At 40.3% G+C, this 16,088-nt stretch carries 13 protein-coding genes, 25 tRNA genes, 1 rRNA gene and 1 pseudogene; 38 read left to right on the top strand and 2 right to left on the bottom strand.

The window, feature by feature from the left end:
- Positions 1 to 26 precede the first annotated feature (26 nt).
- Both ACFP65_RS06605 and ACFP65_RS06600 read right to left on the bottom strand, forming a co-directional pair.
- Positions 27 to 875: an ABC transporter permease gene (locus tag ACFP65_RS06605; protein ID WP_379917013.1), complete on the bottom strand. Its 849-nt coding sequence runs from the start codon at positions 873 to 875 to the stop codon at positions 27 to 29.
- Positions 865 to 2,073: a quaternary amine ABC transporter ATP-binding protein gene (locus tag ACFP65_RS06600; RefSeq protein WP_379917011.1), complete on the bottom strand. Its 1,209-nt coding sequence runs from the start codon at positions 2,071 to 2,073 to the stop codon at positions 865 to 867. Before ACFP65_RS06600 ends, ACFP65_RS06605 begins: the two co-directional genes overlap by 11 nt.
- Positions 2,074 to 2,737: 664 nt before the next feature.
- Here ACFP65_RS06600 and ACFP65_RS06595 point away from each other — a divergent pair.
- From ACFP65_RS06595 to ACFP65_RS06410, 38 genes and pseudogenes are all read left to right on the top strand, one after another.
- Positions 2,738 to 3,244, top strand: coding sequence for a GNAT family N-acetyltransferase (locus ACFP65_RS06595; protein ID WP_379917009.1), 507 nt, complete (start codon positions 2,738 to 2,740; stop codon positions 3,242 to 3,244).
- 11 nt (positions 3,245 to 3,255) lie between these two features.
- Complete coding sequence (locus tag ACFP65_RS06590; protein ID WP_379917007.1) at positions 3,256 to 3,825, top strand: DNA-3-methyladenine glycosylase I; 570 nt, start codon at positions 3,256 to 3,258, stop codon at positions 3,823 to 3,825.
- A gap of 175 nt (positions 3,826 to 4,000) precedes the next feature.
- Positions 4,001 to 4,204, top strand: a complete 204-nt coding sequence (locus tag ACFP65_RS06585) for a hypothetical protein (protein WP_225742722.1) — start codon at positions 4,001 to 4,003, stop codon at positions 4,202 to 4,204.
- 65 nt (positions 4,205 to 4,269) lie between these two features.
- Positions 4,270 to 4,494: a DUF2922 domain-containing protein gene (locus ACFP65_RS06580; RefSeq protein ID WP_225742721.1), complete on the top strand. Its 225-nt coding sequence runs from the start codon at positions 4,270 to 4,272 to the stop codon at positions 4,492 to 4,494.
- 93 nt (positions 4,495 to 4,587) lie between these two features.
- Positions 4,588 to 4,818, top strand: a pseudogene (yidD, locus tag ACFP65_RS06575) (membrane protein insertion efficiency factor YidD); the annotation flags it as partial.
- Between the two features lie 609 nt (positions 4,819 to 5,427).
- Entirely contained in the window at positions 5,428 to 5,754 is a 327-nt protein-coding gene (locus ACFP65_RS06570) for a hypothetical protein (RefSeq protein ID WP_379917005.1), read from the top strand.
- Positions 5,755 to 5,809: 55 nt separating this feature from the next.
- Positions 5,810 to 7,471, top strand: a complete 1,662-nt coding sequence (locus ACFP65_RS06565; RefSeq protein WP_379917003.1) for a M20/M25/M40 family metallo-hydrolase — start codon at positions 5,810 to 5,812, stop codon at positions 7,469 to 7,471.
- Between the two features lie 129 nt (positions 7,472 to 7,600).
- The gene (locus ACFP65_RS06560) at positions 7,601 to 8,299 is read left to right on the top strand and encodes a response regulator transcription factor (RefSeq protein ID WP_225742718.1); all 699 of its coding nucleotides are present in this window, start codon (positions 7,601 to 7,603) and stop codon (positions 8,297 to 8,299) included.
- Between the two features lie 34 nt (positions 8,300 to 8,333).
- Positions 8,334 to 9,458, top strand: a complete 1,125-nt coding sequence (locus ACFP65_RS06555; RefSeq protein ID WP_379917001.1) for a sensor histidine kinase — start codon at positions 8,334 to 8,336, stop codon at positions 9,456 to 9,458.
- 153 nt (positions 9,459 to 9,611) lie between these two features.
- Positions 9,612 to 11,051 (top strand): serine hydrolase, encoded by a 1,440-nt coding sequence (locus ACFP65_RS06550; protein ID WP_379916999.1) that lies wholly within the window; start codon positions 9,612 to 9,614, stop codon positions 11,049 to 11,051.
- A gap of 347 nt (positions 11,052 to 11,398) precedes the next feature.
- Positions 11,399 to 12,676, top strand: a complete 1,278-nt coding sequence (gene serS, locus ACFP65_RS06545; RefSeq protein WP_379916997.1) for a serine--tRNA ligase — start codon at positions 11,399 to 11,401, stop codon at positions 12,674 to 12,676.
- 82 nt (positions 12,677 to 12,758) lie between these two features.
- Positions 12,759 to 13,292, top strand: coding sequence for a peptide-methionine (S)-S-oxide reductase MsrA (gene msrA / locus ACFP65_RS06540; protein ID WP_379916995.1), 534 nt, complete (start codon positions 12,759 to 12,761; stop codon positions 13,290 to 13,292).
- A gap of 165 nt (positions 13,293 to 13,457) precedes the next feature.
- Positions 13,458 to 13,573, top strand: a 5S ribosomal RNA gene (gene rrf, locus ACFP65_RS06535).
- A 23-nt stretch (positions 13,574 to 13,596) separates the two neighbouring features.
- Positions 13,597 to 13,669 (top strand) — tRNA-Val (locus ACFP65_RS06530).
- Positions 13,670 to 13,680: 11 nt separating this feature from the next.
- A tRNA-Lys gene (locus ACFP65_RS06525) sits at positions 13,681 to 13,753 on the top strand.
- Positions 13,754 to 13,786: 33 nt separating this feature from the next.
- Positions 13,787 to 13,868: transfer RNA gene (locus ACFP65_RS06520), tRNA-Leu, on the top strand.
- Positions 13,869 to 13,888: 20 nt separating this feature from the next.
- Positions 13,889 to 13,961, top strand: a tRNA-Thr gene (locus ACFP65_RS06515).
- Between the two features lie 5 nt (positions 13,962 to 13,966).
- Positions 13,967 to 14,038: transfer RNA gene (locus ACFP65_RS06510), tRNA-Gly, on the top strand.
- Between the two features lie 48 nt (positions 14,039 to 14,086).
- Positions 14,087 to 14,172, top strand: a tRNA-Leu gene (locus ACFP65_RS06505).
- Positions 14,173 to 14,184: 12 nt separating this feature from the next.
- A tRNA-Arg gene (locus tag ACFP65_RS06500) sits at positions 14,185 to 14,258 on the top strand.
- A 24-nt stretch (positions 14,259 to 14,282) separates the two neighbouring features.
- Positions 14,283 to 14,356 (top strand) — tRNA-Pro (locus ACFP65_RS06495).
- Positions 14,357 to 14,382: 26 nt separating this feature from the next.
- Positions 14,383 to 14,456 (top strand) — tRNA-Met (locus tag ACFP65_RS06490).
- Positions 14,457 to 14,476: 20 nt separating this feature from the next.
- Positions 14,477 to 14,550, top strand: a tRNA-Ile gene (locus tag ACFP65_RS06485).
- A gap of 21 nt (positions 14,551 to 14,571) precedes the next feature.
- Positions 14,572 to 14,644 (top strand) — tRNA-Met (locus tag ACFP65_RS06480).
- Positions 14,645 to 14,662: 18 nt separating this feature from the next.
- Positions 14,663 to 14,735: transfer RNA gene (locus ACFP65_RS06475), tRNA-Asp, on the top strand.
- 11 nt (positions 14,736 to 14,746) lie between these two features.
- Positions 14,747 to 14,817 (top strand) — tRNA-Gly (locus tag ACFP65_RS06470).
- Positions 14,818 to 14,826: 9 nt separating this feature from the next.
- Positions 14,827 to 14,900 (top strand) — tRNA-Ile (locus ACFP65_RS06465).
- 29 nt (positions 14,901 to 14,929) lie between these two features.
- Positions 14,930 to 15,001, top strand: a tRNA-Glu gene (locus ACFP65_RS06460).
- A gap of 30 nt (positions 15,002 to 15,031) precedes the next feature.
- A tRNA-Ser gene (locus tag ACFP65_RS06455) sits at positions 15,032 to 15,121 on the top strand.
- 10 nt (positions 15,122 to 15,131) lie between these two features.
- Positions 15,132 to 15,204 (top strand) — tRNA-Met (locus ACFP65_RS06450).
- A 21-nt stretch (positions 15,205 to 15,225) separates the two neighbouring features.
- A tRNA-Asp gene (locus ACFP65_RS06445) sits at positions 15,226 to 15,298 on the top strand.
- Positions 15,299 to 15,314: 16 nt separating this feature from the next.
- Positions 15,315 to 15,387: transfer RNA gene (locus tag ACFP65_RS06440), tRNA-Phe, on the top strand.
- A gap of 2 nt (positions 15,388 to 15,389) precedes the next feature.
- Positions 15,390 to 15,470 (top strand) — tRNA-Tyr (locus ACFP65_RS06435).
- 5 nt (positions 15,471 to 15,475) lie between these two features.
- Positions 15,476 to 15,546: transfer RNA gene (locus ACFP65_RS06430), tRNA-Trp, on the top strand.
- A gap of 20 nt (positions 15,547 to 15,566) precedes the next feature.
- Positions 15,567 to 15,639, top strand: a tRNA-His gene (locus tag ACFP65_RS06425).
- A gap of 10 nt (positions 15,640 to 15,649) precedes the next feature.
- Positions 15,650 to 15,722: transfer RNA gene (locus ACFP65_RS06420), tRNA-Gln, on the top strand.
- Between the two features lie 26 nt (positions 15,723 to 15,748).
- Positions 15,749 to 15,819 (top strand) — tRNA-Cys (locus tag ACFP65_RS06415).
- A gap of 27 nt (positions 15,820 to 15,846) precedes the next feature.
- A tRNA-Leu gene (locus ACFP65_RS06410) sits at positions 15,847 to 15,930 on the top strand.
- Positions 15,931 to 16,088 lie beyond the last annotated feature (158 nt).

Below are 16,088 nucleotides of genomic sequence, written 5' to 3'. Positions count from 1 at the left end.
AAGCTACTCTATTTCTAGTACTTAAATTATTTCTTCGTGTTAAATCCTTGCATGATCCTGTCTAAGATGATGGCCAAGACCACAAGTGCTAGTCCGGAAACAAATCCTGGTCCAACTTGAGCACGTTGCAATGCGTTGATAACACGTTCACCTAATCCTGGAGCTCCAATCATAGAGGCAATAACCACCATAGATAGTGCTAGAAGGACAGTCTGGTTAATCCCCGCCATCATGGTTGCTTTCGCTAGAGGTAATTCAACTTTAAATAAACGTTGAGAACCTGTACTACCAAATGATTCAGCAGCTTCGACCATTTCATCAGAAACCTGACGAATACCTAAGTTCGTGAAACGGACAGTTGGTGGTAAGGCGAAGATGACAGCCGAGAACACACCTGGAACCATACCGATTCCGAAAAATGCTACTGCTGGAATTAAATAAACGAAGGCTGGCATTGTCTGCATAAAGTCCAATATTGGGCTTAAAATGACATTCGCAATTTTACTTTTAGCCATCAAGATACCTGCTGGAACACCAATCAGGATAGATACTAAACTCGCTACAATCACTAGTGTGAATGTATACATCAATGGTTCCCATAGTCCTTGGTTTTGAATATACATCAAACCAATGAGCGTAAAGATGGGTAGCCCGAATTTTCTAGTAGCCAAGTAAGCTAAAGCGACCATAATCAGAATAAATACGATTGGTGGAATCAAAAGCAACATTTCAGTTACAAAGTTCATGAAATCTGAACCGCCATCTTGAATCGCTCCGAAAAGCCAAGATAGATTGATTGTTAACCAGTCAATGACGCTCGAAATCCAATCTGATACTGGAAGACGAGGGATGTTGTCTAAAATACTATTCTCCATCAATTGTTACCTCCTCGCGTTCTTTAGCAAGCGCACCAATAACAAGTCCACGAACAACGATTCCGTATAATCGGTCGTTGTTGTCAACAACTGCCACAGGTGTCTGTGCTTCGTGAATCACATCGTACAATTCATGAATCAATGTGTCTTTAGATACTTTAGGAATATCTGTACGAATAATTGATTCTAATGAGTTGATGTTTTCCTTAACTAGTCGAGCAGCGTCGTCAGCGACAACGTATCCTAATAATTTTTGATTTTCACCAACAACTAGTAAACTAGATAGGCTTTCTGTCTTCATACGGTTTAACGCAACACGTGGTCCACTTTGTCCTAAACGAACGGTTTGTGGACGAACCATAATATTCTCAGCCGTTAAGACTTTAGAACGGTCAACATCTTCTACGAAACGTTCAACATAATCATTTGCAGGATTTGTTAGAATTTCTTCACCTGTACCGACTTGTACAACTTCTCCGTCTTTCATAATTGCGATACGGTCGCCGATACGTAATGATTCGTTCAAATCGTGGGTAATGAAGATAATGGTTTTGTGCATAGATTCTTGCATTTCAAGTAACTCATCTTGCATATCACGACGGATTAGTGGATCCAATGCAGAGAAAGCCTCATCCATTAATAGAATTTCAGGATCATTAGCTAGTGCACGAGCTAAACCGACACGTTGTTGCATACCACCAGATAACTGGTTTGGTAGTTGGTCTTTATATGGAAGAAGTCCAGCGTTGTCTAGAGCTTTTTCAGCTTTAGCCTGGCGCTCTTCTTTATCAACACCTTGTACTTCTAAGCCGTATTCAGTGTTTTCAAGAATCGTACGATGTGGAAATAGACCAAAGTTTTGGAATACCATTGAAACTTTTTTACGTCTGACTTCTCGCAGTTCTTTTTTATCCATCTTAGAAATATACTCACCATCAATCAGAATATTTCCAGCTGTTGGCTCGATTAAACGATTTAACATACGGACTAGGGTAGATTTACCACTACCAGAAAGTCCCATGATAACGAAAATTTCGCCTTCTTTAATTTCAAAGCTTGCCTGATTTACTCCGACAGTCGCTCCGGTTTTTTTCAGGATTTCATCCTTACCTTTTCCTTGATGAACAAGTTCAAGAGCTTGTTGTTCTTTTTTACCAAAAATTTTAATTAAATTTTGGATTTCTACTTTTGTATTCAAGAAATTAGTACCTCCTCTTATGATATGGTTCTTTCTTGATTTAATAATCTTATTGCTCGCAGCTTCTAATAGGAATCAAGGTATTGTTTACATAACGTTGAAACATGACCTCTTTTCGCACCTGTATAATCGTAACAAACGAAAGTGAGCGTGTAAAACAATCTAGACTGTTTCACATAGCATCTAACAAATGTTAACGTTTCACTACACTGATACAAAAGCTTTCTAATAATATGATTAGAATTAGCCGCGTTCTATTGCGAATGTAATATCAGTGTAACGTAAGCTTTTACCAAAATCACGCGATAAGTATCGCGAAAATAATACGAATTCGAGAAATTGAACAATTTAAATAACAAACGTTTTAGGTTGCTGTTAAGCTGTTTTCATCAAGAAACTTAAAATAATCAGTTATGTATGCGTATTTATTCCTGCTTGAAAGCTTGTTAAGTGTTTGTGTACAATGTTAAAATTATTACAGAAAAAATGACAGAAAAATAAAGGTTTTCTGATAGCTATTTCAGGAATTGATTGTTGAGTGGTTATAATTTAAAACATTTTTGAACAGTATTGAAATGATTGAGTAGTATTCTAAAGAAAAGTTGACAATCGCACAGTAGTGATGAAGAATAGGACTCACAATGGTAAGAAAGAAGGAGAATACATGTCAGCACAGGCTTACACTATACGGACACATCAATTAGGAGATATGGGGTGGATCACTTACCGTCACGCGATGACCGTAGCGTTGGATTATGGTTGGGGGCAGCCTTTTGAAAGTATGATTGGAGAGATCTCCGCTCAGTTTTTGAAAACATATGATCCAGATAAAGAGCGATGTTTTATTGCTGAACGAGACGGAAAAATGCTGGGCTGTGTATTTGTAGTGAATGCGGGCAAGCAGACTGCCAAGTTAAGGCTACTATTTGTTGAACCAGAAGCACGTGGACTTGGACTGGCCAAAAGACTAGTAGATGAAGTGGTTCAGTTTTCCAGAGAAGCTGGATATGAGAAGGTTTTATTATGGACAATGCAAATGTTAGGTTCGGCTAGACATGTTTACCGAAAAGCTGGATTTGAAGTCATTAGCGAAGAAATCAATACAGAATTTGGAGAAAATCTTGTTTCGGAGACATGGGAACTACGCTTAACAGAAAACGAATCTATATAGGAGGAGAAGGGATGACACAAAGGTGTGAATGGGTCACTAGTGAACCACTCTATATTGCCTATCACGATAAAGAATGGGGAAAACCGCTTTACGATGACCAGAGATTATTTGAAATGCTTTGTTTAGAAGGTGCACAAGCCGGACTGAGTTGGTGGACGATCCTCCAAAGAAGAGAAGGGTATCGTAAGGCTTTTAAAGGGTTTGATCCTGAAAAAATTGTCGCGTTCGATGAAGAAACGATCCACGAATTGATGCTCAATAAAGAGATTATTCGAAATCGATTGAAAATTAGAAGTGTGCAGTCAAATGCTGCAGCTTATTTGACTATTCAAGAGAGCGGTCAGTCTTTCTCAGAGTATATTTGGCAATTTGTTGATGGAAAACAAATTCAAAATCACTGGGTGAACCAAGACGATGTACCAGCTTTTTCTGAGGAAAGCGTTCGAATGAGCAAGCAGCTTAAAAAAGATGGATTCAAATTTGTAGGTCCAACGATATGTTACGCCTACATGCAGGCAGTAGGGATGGTCAATGATCATTTAACAACATGTGAATGCTATGAAGCGTGCCGTCAACAATAGGTGTTAGCTGATTATGGTATCTGTTCAAATAGAGCAGATACTTTTTTTGATTTCAGGGTAACACTTTTAAGGTCTATATCGTTATTAAGAGTGTAAGACGTGATCACAACTTACAAACATCGCTTAACCGATTCGAATACGAAACGAATCACTACTATTACAAGGAGGAATTTTCATGCAAAAGGAATGGGCAGACAGCAAAGTAGATATCTATCTGGAGGATCTGGAAAATGACCGATTAGTTCGTCAAAGTTTCAATGGAGTCGTTCAAGCACCTACGGATGAACAAATCACAGAATTTATCAATGCAATCGACACGGTCAGTGAATTACCAGCAGCACACGGTATGGTCGTCGAACAGTATCGTTATTCATTTTAGAAATTGACAAGAACACCCTATTATCTATCCCTTATATACAAACAAACTATTAGGAGGAATGCTTTATGGCAACAAAACTAGAATTACGCTTTGAAACAGGCGAAGGAAAGAATAAAACAATTGGAATCAATAAGCCGGCACTTAATTTGGATGTCGAAACCGTGGAATCTGCTATGGAAACAATCGTTTCTCAGGAGCTTTTTGAGAAAGACGGAATCAAGTTGTTTGATTCAATCAAAGGTGCTCGTTACGTTACGAGAACCGTAGACGATTTATTTGAAATAAAATAAGATTGTAGAAGAGAGAAGAGCCGCTAGAGGCTCTTCTCTTTTTTTAATGGTTTGGTATAATAGATTCAATTGAGAGCCAAGGAGGAATGGGTGTTGAAGAAAGTCTCCATAGGGTTTGTGAAGGGATATCAAAAGTTGATTTCTCCATTATTTCCTGCTACTTGTCGATATTATCCAACTTGTTCTAATTACGCTGTACAGGCCATAGACATGCATGGAGCAGTCAAGGGAAGTGCTATGGCTATTGCCAGAATCATTAGGTGTAATCCTTTTGTTTCAGGTGGAGTAGACAAAGTACCTGACCATTTTACCTTGCATAGAAATCAGGATACAATTAACGACATTTACTTGGGAGATGGATTGACAATTTCAATGGATGAAAATGACGTTAAACAAGAAGAAATAGACGCAGTCATCGCTAGGTTGGAAGATGAAGTGCTGGTACAAAACAAACAACTTCGTACAGTGGATTATTTAACTGATTTAGTAGACGTTGAAGAACAATCAGTAGCGGAACTACCGGAAAGTTATAAGAATATGAATGATCGTCAGATTTTAAATAAGCAGTTTTACCATACACAAGAAGAGTTGGAGAAATTTAAAGAATATCATTTTTATAAAATCGTTAAAAATAAAAAAAGTGAATCGTACTTTAAACATGTCCATTCTAGTCCAATTCACAAAGCATATCAAAGTGGACAGAGAGTCTATTGTTTTATAGATGAAAGCAGCGGTCATATTGATACAAATAGTCCTGCCCTTGAACAGGCGCTGCGTAAAAACAGAGGGATTTCTCAAAAGGATTTCAACGAGAGAAAAGCTCAGTTGATTGACTATTTGCTTTTTCTGGAAAGTCATCCACATCAGCATTGATTGGAAACTAGCTATATAATGAAGAAACACGATTTTTTAGAATAGATAGAGGTGAATAAAATGAAAGAACTCAATAAGAAAATCAAATCCGTTGAGGCTTATCGTACACCCGAATTCAATTGGAAAGCATTGTTGAAATCAATTTTGACATTAGGATTTGCTAAACCGAAGAAAATGTCTGAAGCAGCTTTGTTGTATAAAATGATGCAAACCGATCATCAAACAGTCACAGTATTTTCTGAGACGATGAAAGGTGAACAAGAAAAAGTAGCCTCATTTCATTTAAAACCAACAATGTTTTACCAGAAGGTAACGGATGAGGAAAAACTTTCACTAGATGGATACGTCTACCACTTTGATTTAGAAACCATCAAATATGAATCATAAACATTAGAGGATATAGTAAAAAAGATTTACAGATGTTTATATGGAGGAAACGAGCATGAATATAACAATAAGTCCTGAACGTATTGAAGAAATCACAGTTATGCTGACAAGACAAAGAAGTGTTACAGAAACCATTGAGGAGCAACTTGTAACAGAAAAGGTCACTCACTTTTTCAAGGAATTAGATTACTTCAAACAAAACCCAGAAGATTTAATGACGATACAGGCACCAAATGATCCCTGGGGGAGAAAAAGTCTGATTTCTATACTACGCGGGAAAAAAGATCCACAGAACAAAAAAACGGTCATTTTGATTGGGCACACAGATACAGTAGGGATTTCTGATTATGGAGACTTAAGGGATTTTGCGCATCTTCCTTATGAAATCACAGAAAAACTTCGCGAAAGAAAAGATCAACTTCCAAAAGAGGTGCAAATCGATCTAGATTCAGGAGACTACCTATTTGGTCGAGGGATCTTCGACATGAAAGCTGGAAATGCCATTATTATGCATTTGATGGAAGAAATTGAAAAAGATCTTGAAAATTTCTCAGGGACAATCATCTATTGTGCAGTTTGTGATGAGGAAGCGAATTCTGTCGGGATGCGTTCTTGTGTTCCAGAGCTCGTCAAACTTCGGGAAGAAAATGGATTTGATTATACAGCTTTGATCAATACAGATTACATGACATCCGAGTATCCAGGTGACCAGAACAAATATGTGTATGTAGGGACAGTTGGGAAATTGATGCCATCTTTTTATGTTGTTGGTAAAGAAACCCATGTGGGGGAAGCTTTTAAGGGGCTAGACCCTAATCAGATCGTTGCAGAGCTGACGAGAAAAATTAACTTGAATACAGATCTTTGTGATATCGTTGAAGGAGAAGTAACATTACCGCCGATGAGTCTAAAACAACAAGATCTGAAGCCGGAATACTCTGTACAGACAGCTAAGACGGCACATGCTTTCTACAATTTCGCTACTCATTATTCGACTCCGGATATGGTTCTGGAAAAAATGCGAGGAGTAGCGGTTGAGGCCTTTGATGCTGTTTTAAAAGATGTAAATAATCAGTATGAAGCATACAGTCAGATGACGAACCGTGAATTCGAGGAGCTTCCTTATAAAACAAAAGTCATGACTTACAGTGAATTGTACGTGGCTGTACAAGAAGAAAAAGGGGCTGAACTGGATGAGCAGTTTGAAGCCGCTCGGCAGAAATGGCTGATTGATGACTCGATCGATGACCGAGACTATGCACTAAAAGAAGTAGAATGGTTGCAGACGATGTGGACGAATCAGGAACCTGTTATTCTAATTTACTTTACGCCACCTTACTATCCGCATATTTACGTGGAAGGAAAAACAAATCAAGAAAAAGCTTTACTCGAAGCGGTCAAAGAAGCCGTTGATACAACAGAAACAGAGTATCAGCTTGTTTACAAAAAATTCTTTCCGTATATATCAGATTTGAGTTATGCGGCTGCCCCAAGAGAGGCCGATGCCGTGGACGCATTGAAACTAAATATGCCAGGTTTTGGAGTGAAGTACTCTTTACCATTAGAAGAGATGCAGCAACTGCAGTTACCGGTTGTAGATATTGGACCGTTTGGGAAAGATTCTCACAAATTTACGGAGCGATTAGAAAAAACATATAGTTTCAACGTAGCGCCGATCTTGGTACAGAAAACAGTTTTCAACTTACTAGATGCATAGAATAGATTTGGCACTTTTCATCATGAAGAGTGCTTTTTCTATTTCTATAACGATTTAAGGAAAAGTTTACGAACTACCCCAATAGAACATGATAAAATAAACTAGAATGAAATTGAAGGGGGCAGAATTATGAAAGTGTTAATTGCAGACGATGATAAAGAAATTTGTGACCTACTAGAAATTTATGTGAAAAATGAAGGGTTTGAAGTAGAGAAAGCACATGACGGTCAGGAGACACTTGATAAATTATACAATCAAGAAATCGACTGTGTTGTACTAGATGTTATGATGCCGAAGAAAACAGGCCTTGAAGTTGTAAAAGAAATCAGAGAAACGTCTCAACTACCGATATTAATGTTGAGTGCGAAGACGGCTGATGTAGATAAAATTAGAGGGTTAGCCAATGGGGCTGATGATTATGTCGTTAAGCCATTTAATCCTTTAGAAGTGGTTGCACGCATCAAATCTTTAATGAGAAGAAGTTCGTATACAAATAGAGAATCTGAAGCAGGGGAATTAGAAATTGGACCATTAATTATTCGTAAGGATCAGCATCAAGTAGAAACAGTAGATGGAACACTGATTCAATTGACTGCTCTAGAATTTGGTATCTTGTTCTTGCTTGCAAGTAATCCCAACCGAGTATTCAGTGCAGATGAAATTTTTGAAAGAGTCTGGAAACAGGAAAGTCTTGTACCAGCCAAAACCGTAATGGTTCACGTCAGTCATTTGAGAGATAAGATTGAAAAAGCTACTGGTGGAGAGAACGTCGTCAAAACGGTTTGGGGCGTTGGGTACAAAATAGAAGAAAAGCAAAGTTTTGAGTAAAGCGTACGACCGATTTAACGAATGGAGTAGATAGATGAAACTCACCATGAGAGAACGATTTCGGTTACTGATCGAAGCGTTTGTTACAGCTGGAATTATTTTGCTTTGCTATCTGGCAGCTTATGAGATACTCGGTTGGTTCATAGAAGCTTTTCCAAGTTTTTTTGATGATTTATGGCTGATAGAAGATATTTACAGACAAAACAATCGACAAGGTTTCTGGGGACTTACACCGTTTGTCTTCTTTTTATTAATCCTAATCGCAATGGGCGCCATTTACTGGAGACTCAAGAGAAGATACCGGCAGTATGAGTTGCGACACATTATTGATGAACTACATTTCATTGCTCAAGGGAATTATACGCATAGAATTAGAGGGAACTATAGTGGTGGTTTCGATAAAGTAGTCGATAGTATTCACGTATTAGTGGATTCAACCGTAGAAGCGATGGAAGAAGAGCGTAGGATAGAACAGTCCAAAGATGAACTGATCACTAATGTCAGTCATGATATCCGAACCCCATTGACTTCAATCATTGGATACTTAGGGTTGATAGAGGAAGGACGATTTCATTCTACAGAAGACCTTCAAAAATATGTACACACAGCCTATAAAAAAGCTAAGCAGATGAAAGTGCTGGTAGATGATTTGTTTGAATATACAAAAGTTAGACAGACGACTACGCCGCTTCAATTGGTCACTTTTGATATGGTTCAGTTGATTGAGCAGTTATCAATTGATTTTGAACTAGAAGCCAAGAGCCATCAAATGGAAATCGTTGTCTCGTCAAATGTTGACCGGATTATGATGACTGCTGATACAGAGAAACTTGTCAGAGTATTCAATAATTTGATTTCCAATGCATTGAAGTATGGGAAAGGCGGCAATACGATTGAAATAGAAATCAATAGAATGGGCGAAAAAGTTGTGATTTCTGTTAAAAATGATGGAGAGCCGTTACCTAAAGAAGCCATCGACCAAATATTTGAACGCTTCTACCGAGCAGAGACATCGAGATCTCAGGAAACAGCAGGGACAGGACTCGGGCTTGCAATTGCTCAAAGCATTATAGAGTTACACGGAGGGACCATCACAGCACAGTCTAGCAAAAAATGGACGAGCTTTGATATCCAACTACCCTTAACCCAAGAAGAATAGCCTGTTTGAAAAGCATCTATTATCCAAGATAGGTGCTTTTTCAAATGGTAATCAATTAGAAAACGAGGCTAAGTGAAAATAGACGGACATAGTCATGTCTATTTTATGAAGATACTGGAAAAGTAGTTGTTTTTTTATAAGTGAGAGAGTAACATGAAGAAGGTTGAAATTGAAGAACAATTAGCATCAAGCCGACCAGAAAAATTCAACCGAAAAAACTCGATGTACATCACATCATTTAGGAGAACGTATTTATTTATGAAACTATTCAAAAAACATCTTAAAAGTATGATCATTTCAGGAATTACCGCTAGTATAGTCGCACCTATCGCATTGAATGCAGAGCAAGTTGTTCAAGCAGCGCCTCAAGCGCCAGAAATTGAAGCAGAAGCAGCATTAGTAGTTGATTTCGATACAAACCAAATCTTATTGAATCAGAATGCAGATAGTCAAAGAGGTATCGCCTCAATGACCAAAATGCTAGTAGAGTACTTATTATTCCAAGAGATTGAATCTGGAAACCTTGACTGGAGCACAGAAACGACAATCAGTGAGTATGCTCATCAAATCAGCCAAAATTATGAATTGTCCAATGTTCCCTTAAGACAAGGAGAAACGTATACCATTGAAGAACTGTATCAAGCATTGGCGATCTATTCTGCTAATGGTGCAACGATTGCAATTGCAGAAGAAATTGCAGGATCTGAACCGGAACTTGTTGACCGTATGCGTGAACTTGTTGAGTCTTGGGGCATAACAGAGTTTGAACTATATAATACAACAGGGCTAAGTAACGCTTCTTTAGGTGACAACATTTATCCTGGAAGTACAGCGGAAAATGAAAACATTATGTCTGCAAGAGGAATTGCTACTGTTGCCTCTCATCTATTAAGAGACTATCCGGATGTACTGAAAACCTCTAGTATCCCGAGTATGGTGTTTAGAGAAGGCACAAGTGACGCTATCCAGATGAAGAACTGGAACTGGATGCTGGAAGGTTTGATCCATGAAAGACCAAACGTAGATGGACTGAAAACAGGTACAACACCATTCGCTGGAGCTACATTTACAGGTACAGCCGTAGAAGATGGCCGAAGAATCATTACAGTGGTTATGGGTGCAGGAGATGGCGTAACGAATCGTGCTCAGCGTTTTGATGAAACAGATAAATTGATGAATTACGGATTTGGAGGCTGGGACTCAGCTACGATTATGGAAGAGAATACCGTTCTTGAAGACGTAGAACCTTTAATGATCCGAAATGGTCAAGAAGACCAAGTGGAACTCATGACATCAGAGTCAGTGGACTACTTATTGCCAGAAGGTATTTCACAAGAAGATGTCAAATGGACATTTACACCTGATGAAGAAGCGCTAAGTCAAGATGGAACGCTAGAAGCGCCTGTAGAAAAAGGACAAAATGTGGGTACGCTAACCTTTTCTTTTGAAGGAGACGATTTAGGCTACCTTAATGGGAGCGAACACAAATCGATTTCTGTCGTTACTTCAGAAGCGGTGGACCGCGCAGGGTTCTTTTCGGTGCTCGGAACATGGTTCGGGGACTTCTTCAGTAGCATAATGAATCGCTTTTAAGGGATAAAATAAACGTATTGATTTAATAGGATAAGTGAAGTAAAATAAATGCATAATAAAATTGAACGTTAGAGTGTGAACTAGTAAGTGAAGCGAAGGTCAAGAGAGTCAGTGGGTGGTGTGAACTGATACTTCGTAATCTGAATCCATTGCACGAGTAAATGGTGACGCAGGACTTGTTTTGCTTAAATCATTTCGGTAGAGCCCGTTAAAACTCTTAGAGAGCAGAAGGCGTTCCTTCTGAATCAGGGTGGAACCGCGAGAAGCAGTCTTTCGTCCCTTCATAATTGAAGGGGTGAAGACTGTTTTTTTACCTGCTCAACAATAAATAGAAAAGAGGGAATAGAATGTTAGATATAAAGTTAATCCGAACACAATTTGATGAAATCAAGCAGAAATTAGAAACGCGCGGTGTAGACCCACAGGAGTTGATGCAACTTAAAGAGTTGGATGAGAAAAGAAGAGACTATATCCAAAAATCTGAACAGTTGAAGAAAACTAGAAACGATGTATCTGACGAAATTGCCAATAAAAAAAGAAACAAAGAAAATGCAGATGACGCCATTGCTTCTATGCAAAAAGTGGGCGCTGAAATTAAACAGATTGACAAAGATCTAGAAGAAATCGAAATACAATTTCACGGCATTGCTGCTGGCTTACCAAACTTGCCACATGAATCTTTACCAGTAGGAGCTGACGAAGAGTCGAATCAGGAGATCCGTCGTTGGGGAGAAATCAATGAAGCACCTGTGTTTGAGATGAAACCACACTGGGAAATTGGAACAGATCTGGACATCTTAGATTTTGAAAGAGGCGCTAAAGTTGCTAAAAGTCGTTTCTTATATTACAAAGGCCTAGGAGCGAGGTTAGAAAGAGCACTTTATAACTTTATGTTAGATGTACACACTGAAGAACACGGCTACTATGAAATGATTCCACCATACCTGGTGAACGAAGAATCTCTCTATGGAACCGGTCAGTTCCCGAAATTCAAAGAAGATGTCTTCCAAATTAAAGATACCGTTTTAACACTAATTCCGACAGCTGAAGTACCACTGACAAACTATTATAGAGATGAAATTCTAGAAGAGTCAGATCTACCAAAATATTTCACGGCTTTATCTCCATCATTCCGTTCTGAAGCAGGGAGTGCAGGAAGAGACACTAGAGGTTTAATCAGATTACACCAATTCAATAAAGTTGAAATGATCAAATTTGCAAAACCAGAAGATTCTTATGAAGAGTTAGAGAAAATGACGGCGAATGCTGAAGCGATTCTTCAGAAGCTGAATCTTCCATATAGAGTGGTACTGCTCTCTACAGGGGATACAGGGTTTGCTGCAGCTAAAACATATGACCTTGAAGTCTGGATTCCAGCACAAGACACTTTTAGAGAAATTAGTTCTTGTTCAAACACGGAAGCTTTCCAGGCTAGAAGAGCTAAAATCCGTTATAGAAAAGAAGAAGACGGCAAAATCGATTTCGTTCATACATTAAATGGTTCAGGGCTAGCTATTGGGAGAACCGTTGCAGCTATTCTGGAAAATTACCAGCAAGAAGACGGTTCAGTTAAGATACCGGAAGTCCTTGTTCCTTATATGGGTGGCCTAACAGAGATCAGATAAAACTTTTATAGGTTGTTTCGATTAAAGAGTCAATTGGATTGATGATATAATGAGTTGTACCCAATCAATTAGGAGGGAAATTATGTCTGAGAAAAATTTTGAAACGGCAATATTTGCAGGAGGCTGTTTCTGGTGTATGGTAAAACCATTCGATAGTTTGCCAGGAATAGAAAAAGTAACTTCAGGATATACTGGCGGAACGGTAGAGAATCCGACTTACAGACAAGTGACTTCAGGAACGACAGGTCATACCGAAGCTGTTGAAATCACTTATGATCCTTCAAAGATTTCATATGAAGAGTTAGTAGAGATTTACTGGCAACAAACCGACCCTACAGATGCGGGTGGACAATTTGCTGACCGTGGAGATTCTTACAGACCCGTTATATTCTATAACAATGATGAACAAAGAGAAACGGCAGAAGCTTCAAAAAAAGCATTAAATGAAAGTGGGCGATTTGATCGTCCTATCGTAACGACGATTGAACCAGCTCATCCGTTTTATGAAGCGGAAGACTATCACCAAGATTTCTATAAAAAAGAATCAGCTCATTATAAGAGATATAGTAAAGGTTCAGGAAGAGTCGATTTTATCAATCAAAAATGGGATAAATAAGCTTTATCTAGGAGTTTTTCAAATAAAAAGGAAATGTCGGAAAACGTGTTCCGGCATTTTTCTTTTATTTTTTTCAATAAAATGATTGACAAAGATATAATCCCATTGTATTATATAAGAGTTGCTGCTAATTGATTATTTCTTTTAGTGCCAACACGAAAACTGTATAGCGGTTATGGCGAGAAGGACCCACCTGTTTCCATTTCGAACACAGAAGTTAAGCTTCTCAGCGCCGAGGATAGTGAGGGGTTTTCCCTTGTGAAAGCAGGACATCGTTATGCAGCAATCGTTTGATTGTATTATTGGAGGTTTAGCTCAGTTGGGAGAGCATCTGCCTTACAAGCAGAGGGTCAGCGGTTCGAGCCCGTTAACCTCCATAATTTTTTCAGAGCCGTTAGCTCAGTCGGTAGAGCATCTGACTTTTAATCAGAGGGTCGCAGGTTCGAACCCTGCACGGCTCATTGCGCAGTGATGTGCAAGTTAAATAGAACAGCGCGGATGTGGCGGAATTGGCAGACGCACTAGATTTAGGATCTAGCGCTTCACGGCGTGGGGGTTCAAGTCCCTCCATCCGCATAGTTCATTTTAAAAATTAAGCCGGCTTAGCTCAGTTGGTAGAGCAACTGATTTGTAATCAGTAGGTCGAGGGTTCAAATCCTTTAGCCGGCATTTCAGCGAAAGTAGTTCAGTGGTAGAACATCACCTTGCCAAGGTGGGGGTCGCGGGTTCGAATCCCGTCTTTCGCTTGGTTATAGATAAAGCGAATGAATATTTACTTAGTCTTAACAGTAATTGCCGGGGTGGCGGAACTGGTAGACGCACAGGACTTAAAATCCTGCGGTGAGTTTTCACCGTGCCGGTTCGATTCCGGCCCTCGGCATTTGAAATACTTGCACCCTTAGCTCAATTGGATAGAGTACCTGACTACGAATCAGGCGGTTAGAGGTTCGACTCCTCTAGGGTGCATTTCCGAAAAGGAAAAAGAAAGTACGGGAAGTAGCTCAGCTTGGTAGAGCACTTGGTTTGGGACCAAGGGGTCGCAGGTTCGAATCCTGTCTTCCCGATTTTTCTAAAAGAGCCATTTTATAATGGCGGTGTAGCTCAGCTGGCTAGAGCGTACGGTTCATACCCGTGAGGTCGTGGGTTCGACTCCCTCCGCCGCTATCATTGTTTTTCAGAAAATGGGACCTTTAGCTCAGTTGGTTAGAGCAGACGGCTCATAACCGTCCGGTCGCAGGTTCGAATCCTGCAAGGTCCATTTTCAATCGTTCTATATTATCGCGGGGTAGAGCAGTTGGCAGCTCGTCGGGCTCATAACCCGGAGGTCACAGGTTCGAGTCCTGTCCCCGCAATTCAAACAAAATTAACTTGGTCCCGTAGTGTAGCGGTTATCACGCCTGCCTGTCACGCAGGAGATCGCGGGTTCGAATCCCGTCGGGACCGTTCAACATTATGCGGGTGTAGTTTAGTGGTAAAACCACAGCCTTCCAAGCTGTCGTCGCGAGTTCGATTCTCGTCACCCGCTTTTTGTTTGGGGCCTATAGCTCAGCTGGTTAGAGCGCACGCCTGATAAGCGTGAGGTCGGTGGTTCGAGTCCACTTAGGCCCATTGTTTCATATTAATAAAGTCACTTAACCGGCCCCTTGGTCAAGCGGTTAAGACACCGCCCTTTCACGGCGGTAACACGGGTTCGAATCCCGTAGGGGTCATTAGCAGGAGACTGCTATCATAGAATTACTGGAGGATTACCCAAGTCCGGCTTAAGGGAACGGTCTTGAAAACCGTCAGGTGTGTAAAAACGCGCGTGGGTTCGAATCCCACATCCTCCTTTTAAATGATCGCGGGGTAGAGCAGTTGGCAGCTCGTCGGGCTCATAACCCGGAGGTCGCAGGTTCGAGTCCTGTCCCCGCAATTCAAAATTGAATAATTATATGGTCCCGTAGTGTAGCGGTTATCACGCCTGCCTGTCACGCAGGAGATCGCGGGTTCGAATCCCGTCGGGACCGTAGTAACATTTTCCAAGGCGCAGTAGCTCAGTTGGTAGAGCAACGGATTGAAGCTCCGTGTGTCGGCAGTTCGACTCTGTCCTGCGCCATTGGAGGGATAGCGAAGTGGCTAAACGCGGCGGACTGTAAATCCGCTCCTTCGGGTTCGTAGGTTCGAATCCTACTCCCTCCATTTTTAGGGGTATAGTTTAACGGTAGAACTATGGTCTCCAAAACCATCAATGTGGGTTCGATTCCTACTACCCCTGTGGTTCAATTAAATATTATGGCGATTGTGGCGAAGTGGTTAACGCACCGGGTTGTGGTCTCGGCATTCGTGGGTTCGATCCCCATCAGTCGCCCTTTGATTTTTGGGCTATAGCCAAGCGGTAAGGCAGCGGGTTTTGATCCCGTCATTCCCCAGGTTCGAATCCTGGTAGCCCAGTTTCATACCAAATGAATAAATTGTATGGCGGTATAGCCAAGTGGTAAGGCAGAGGTCTGCAAAACCTTCATCACCGGTTCAAATCCGGTTACCGCCTTGTCTGACAGTTAAATAGACTTAACAGGCCGGCGTGGCGGAATTGGTAGACGCGCTGGACTCAAAATCCAGTGCCCGTTAGGGCGTGCCGGTTCGACTCCGGCCGCCGGTATTGAAAAAGCAAATACTTTTTCAAAAAGCTGTTGACACTAATGTAACAGCGTGATATGATATATAGGTTGCTGTTAAAGATATCGACTTGATCGAGTAACTTGATCAAAAACAACTTTTAAAAAAGTTGTTGACATCAAAACAACAACATGGTATGAT

The organism is Marinilactibacillus sp. GCM10026970, assembly GCF_042660675.1.
Classification (GTDB): domain Bacteria; phylum Bacillota; class Bacilli; order Lactobacillales; family Carnobacteriaceae_A; genus Marinilactibacillus.
Note: the sequence above shows the minus strand (reverse complement) of the source record. Positions and strands in the feature narration are given on the sequence as shown.